Source organism: Roseiarcus sp., from assembly GCF_049514155.1.
GTDB lineage: Bacteria > Pseudomonadota > Alphaproteobacteria > Rhizobiales > Beijerinckiaceae > Roseiarcus.
Genome location: NZ_JBEKVH010000229.1, coordinates 1 through 4,589 on the forward strand (window position 1 = coordinate 1; position 4,589 = coordinate 4,589).

Annotated in this window: 5 protein-coding genes; all 5 read left to right on the forward strand. The window is 61.5% G+C overall.

Features of this window, described 5'->3' with window-relative positions; translation table 11 throughout:
• On the forward strand, positions 1 to 334 hold a 334-nt coding region (locus tag ABSF49_RS20370), incomplete at its 5' end, for an ATP-binding cassette domain-containing protein (protein WP_424114464.1).
• Positions 327 to 1,331, forward strand: coding sequence for an ABC transporter permease (locus ABSF49_RS20375; protein ID WP_424114465.1), 1,005 nt, complete (start codon positions 327 to 329; stop codon positions 1,329 to 1,331). The genes ABSF49_RS20370 and ABSF49_RS20375, both read left to right, overlap by 8 nt.
• Positions 1,328 to 2,380 (forward strand): ABC transporter permease, encoded by a 1,053-nt coding sequence (locus ABSF49_RS20380; protein ID WP_424114466.1) that lies wholly within the window; start codon positions 1,328 to 1,330, stop codon positions 2,378 to 2,380. Before ABSF49_RS20375 ends, ABSF49_RS20380 begins: the two co-directional genes overlap by 4 nt.
• Positions 2,381 to 2,678: 298 nt before the next feature.
• Positions 2,679 to 3,731, forward strand: a complete 1,053-nt coding sequence (locus ABSF49_RS20385) for an aldo/keto reductase (RefSeq protein ID WP_424114467.1) — start codon at positions 2,679 to 2,681, stop codon at positions 3,729 to 3,731.
• 340 nt (positions 3,732 to 4,071) lie between these two features.
• Positions 4,072 to 4,589: SDR family NAD(P)-dependent oxidoreductase (locus ABSF49_RS20390; protein WP_424114468.1), on the forward strand; the 518-nt coding region annotated here is incomplete at its 3' end.

Genomic DNA, 4,589 nt, shown 5'->3' on the forward strand with positions numbered 1-4,589 from the left:
GATCAAGGTCGGCCACCCGGACGACGCGGTCAAGACTCTTTCAGGCGGAAACCAGCAGCGTGTGGTGATTGGCAAGTGGCTGGCTCGCAATCCTCGAATTCTCATTCTCGACAGCCCGACCGCGGGCGTCGATATCGCGGCCAAAGATGGAATCTATGAGGTGGTTAAGCGACTCGCCGCCAGCGGCGTCGCCATCATCATGATCTCGAACGAGGTTCCAGAGGTGCTGTACCACTGCAATCGGGTGCTGATCATGCGTAACGGGCGCTTGCGCGGGGAATACCAACCACACCTCAGCTCTGAGCGGGAACTCCAGGAGGCTGTCAATGCGTGAGGCCTTTGCCCGCTTCCGACGCAGCTATGAATTCTGGCTGCTCCTAGCGATCCTGGCGGTCTGCGTCGTCCTGTCGCTCACGACCGACACCTTCCTGACGATGCAAAACCTGTTGGATCTGCTGACCACGAACGCCTACACGGGAATTCTTTGCGCCGGTCTGGTGGTGGTGCTGATAGCGGGCGGCATCGACCTCTCCTTCGCCGCTGTCGCGACGGTTTCACAATATATCGCGTTGACCGTCGCCAATGCGTATCCGATCGGCTGGGTGGGGACAATCCTGATCGCCTGCGGCGTTGGCACAGCGCTCGGTTTGATTAACGCTGTGGTCATTTACCGGTTCCGGATGGTGGCGCTCATCGCCACCATCGCGTTGCTGAACGTCTATTTTGGTCTCCTCATCGTCTTCACTAGGGGCGAATGGATCTTCCAGTTGCCTGGCTGGTTCACGGACGGAATAAGTCTGTTCACGGTGACAGGGGAGAATGGCTACACCTACTCGCTTAATCTGCAGATCCTGATGCTGATAGCCGCGTTCGCCGGGACTTGGGTGCTGTTGGGGCGCACCAACATCGGTCGCCAGATCTACGCGATGGGCGGCAATCCGGACGCGGCCCAGCGGGCCGGATTCAATATGTTCCGGCTCAACCTCATCATCTTTGGCTACCTGGGCTTGTTCGCCGGGCTAGCTTCGGTGGCGGAAGCTCAACTTGCGCGAAGCGTAATGCCCAACGCGCTGATCGGAAAAGAGCTCGACGTGCTGGCGGCGGTTGTTCTGGGCGGCGCGAGCCTCAATGGCGGGGTGGGCACAGCGTTCGGCACATTTCTTGGGCTGACGCTCATCTCCGTCATGCGCAACGGGATGATACTGGCCGGCGTCTCCTCGTACTGGATGCAGGCGGTTACCGGGTTGGTCATCGTCGCGGCGATGTCGCTGACGGCGATTCAGGTGCGGCGTGGGCAACGTGTTCGTGGGAAGGTAGGGGCGGCGGCATGAGCAATTCTTTCAGCCGTGTTGGGCACGACGATCCGGCTGCGCTTGCTCGGCTCGCGATGCGCCGCGGCGTCGGCGTCTACGGCTACCAGCTCGGGCTGAGCGGTCTATTGCTAGCCCTTGTGGTTCTATTCGTCCTGCTGCTCGGCAAAGGGTTCGTCAACTCGGCAAATCTGTCGTCCATCGGGTCCCAATTGCCCGAGCTCGGCATCCTGTCGCTGGCGATCTTCATCACATTGCTACACGGCGGAATGAATCTGTCGGCCGTCGCCACCGCCAATCTGTGCGCGCTGACCGCGGCCCACGTGCTGACGACGAGAATTCCGGGCGCCAGCGAGACGATGCAGGTCGTCTGGATGTTCGTCGCCATCTTCCTCGCGGTGGGTCTCGGTCTGCTGGTTGGGCTGCTGAACGGCGCTATCGTCGTCTATGCGGGCGTGCATCCTATGCTGGCGACTATCGGCACGATGATCATGATCAAAGGGATTGCGCTGGGGTTGACGCACGGCGCGGTCATATCCGGCTTTCCCGCGCCGATCCGCTTCATCGGCGGCGGCACGGTCTTCGGCGTGCCATTCGGTCTGATCGTCTTTGCACTCTGTGCGGCCGCTGTGGCGGTGATCCTGAAGCGGACGCCGTTCGGAGCGGCGATCTATCTGATCGGCTCGAATGAACGCGCGACGGAATACTCCGGCGTCGACACGAAGCGGGTGCTCTTCGGGATCTACCTTCTGTCGAGCCTTCTTGCCGTGATCGCCGGCTTTGTCATGATGGGGCGCTTTAACTCGGCCAACGCGACCTACGGCGATAGCTACATCCTCGTGACCGTGTTGGCTTCGGTGCTGGGCGGAACTGACCCCTATGGCGGCTTCGGCACTGTGAGCGGGCTGGTTCTGGCGCTCCTCATCCTCCAAGTGATCGCGTCAGCGTTCAACCAGCTTCATCTCAGCGCGTACCTGGCAATGGCGATCTGGGGTTTGCTGTTGGTGGGCGTCAGTGCGGTGACGGTCGTGAAGCGTCGGTCGCGCACGGCGTCGGAGGCGATGCGGTAGCGGAGCCGCTTCGACTTGGTCGTCGACGAGGAATCCTGGGCCGCTCAGGCACTGGGGCGTTGTGAGGAAATGTAATGCCAACGGTCATCGGGTTTGACCGACGCCGACATGGGCCCAGGCTCACAAGAGGGCAGGACGCTTGCCGTAGCGCATGGGTTAGATCGGGCCTGTTGCAATTCGAAGTGAGTCATCGAACGGCGCTCGAGGCGCGTCGCGAAAGATAGTTTTGGAATGTTTGCCTTCGGTCGCACGGGCGAGTCCATTTGCCGCGCCATCGTAGCTTAATAGGAGAAAAGTTATGGAATATCGTCAACTTGGACAATCTGGACTGCGGGTGTCGGTGCTCACGATGGGAACCATGACCTTCGGCGGAGAAGGTAAGTTTGGTTCAGTCGGCCACACCGGCGTCAATGACGCGCGCAGGCAGATCGACCTTTGTCTCGATGTTGGGATCAACCTGATCGATTCTGCGGACGTCTATTCCGCCGGTCGCTCCGAGGAGATCCTCGGTGAGGCGCTGGAGAAGCGGCGCAATCGAGTGTTGGTGGCGACCAAGGCGCGCTTCGCGATGGGCGATGGCGCGAACGATGCGGGGCTCTCGCGCCTGCACCTTGTCGACGCCTGCGAAGCGAGTTTGCGTCGCCTGCGAACCGATCATATTGATCTTTACCAGATGCACGAATGGGACGGCCAGACCCCAGTTGAGGAAACGATGGAGGCTCTGGACACGCTCATCCGCTCCGGCAAGGTGCGCTACATCGGCTGCTCCAACTACTCGGCTTGGCACCTGATGAAGGCGCTCGGCGTGTCGGAGCGGAAGGGTTACCAACGCTTCGTTAGCCAGCAAATCCACTACACGTTGCAAGCCCGCGAGGCCGAGTACGAGTTGCTGCCGTTGTCGCTAGACCAGGGGCTGGGCGTCTTGGTGTGGAGCCCGCTGGGTGGTGGCCTGCTCACCGGCAAGTACCGCCGCAACCAGAAGCAGCCTGAGGGCCGGCGTCTCTCCGGTTGGGGCGAGCCGCCGGTGCTCGATGAGAACAAGCTCTACGACATTGTCGATGTGCTTGACGGGATCGCCAAAGGCCGCGGCGTGACGGTGGCCGAGGTGGCGCTGTCGTGGCTGCTGCGCCGACCCGCGGTGACGTCAGTGCTCGTCGGCGCCCGCACTGAGGAACAACTCAAGACCAACCTGAAGGCGATCAACCTCGTGCTCAGCGATGAGGAACGCGCGAAGTTGGACGCCGTTAGCATGCCGCCGCTGCTCTATCCGTACTGGCACCAGGCCCTGACCGCTACGGAAAGGGCGGGCGCCGCCGACATGTCGCTGCTTGCACCCTATGTGAAAGGCTAGGGCCAATCGCTCTGCATCTCGCGCTACTAAGGGCTTATTCGGTTTGCCGCGCTGTCACAGCATGTGGCGCGGCGGCCGGAGGAGTGCGGAGCCCAGGTTCGGTGGCTCACGAAGGCGCACCATGCGCGTGATTGTTTCTGGTTGTTGACAGCTCAGTTCAATGAGGAGTCTGCTCGCACTGAACTGGTCCCGATAACGACGGCGAACGTCGATGCGCTGCTTGCGGCGCGTTCGAAGTGAGCCGTTAGAAGTGGCGCGCTGGCGCCGAAACAAGGCATACGCGCTCATCCTCCCGGGGCGCGTATGCCTGCCCCGTCAAAATTCAGAAGGAAGCATAAAGATGTCCGACGCACACGCATCAATCGATTTCGACTTCTCCCTGAAAGGCAAGCGCGCGCTGGTCACGGGCGGCGCGTCAGGCATTGGCGCGGCGATCTGCAGCGCCTTCGCCGCAAAAGGGGCGCGGGTCGCCGTCGTCGATCTCAAGGTCGCCGATGCGGAGACCAAAGCGAAGGCTCTCGGCGGCGGGGCGATGTCGTTTGCTTGCGACGTCTCGGATCCGGCCTCGGTGCAGAAGGCGGTCGACGGCGTTCGGGCCGCATTTGGCGGGATAGACATCCTGGTCAACTGCGCTGGCGTCGTGTTCTTGGCTCCGGCCGCCACGCTGCCGCTCGACTATTGGGACAAGACGATCGCCGTCAATTTGAAAGGCACGTTCCTCATGTCGCAGACAGTTGGCAAGGCGATGATCGCCGCCGCCCGCGGCGGCAAGATCGTCAACATTGCTTCACAATGCGCAACTGTCGCGATTGACGAGCACGTCGCCTATTGCGCCTCGAAGTTTGGCGTCGTCGGTCT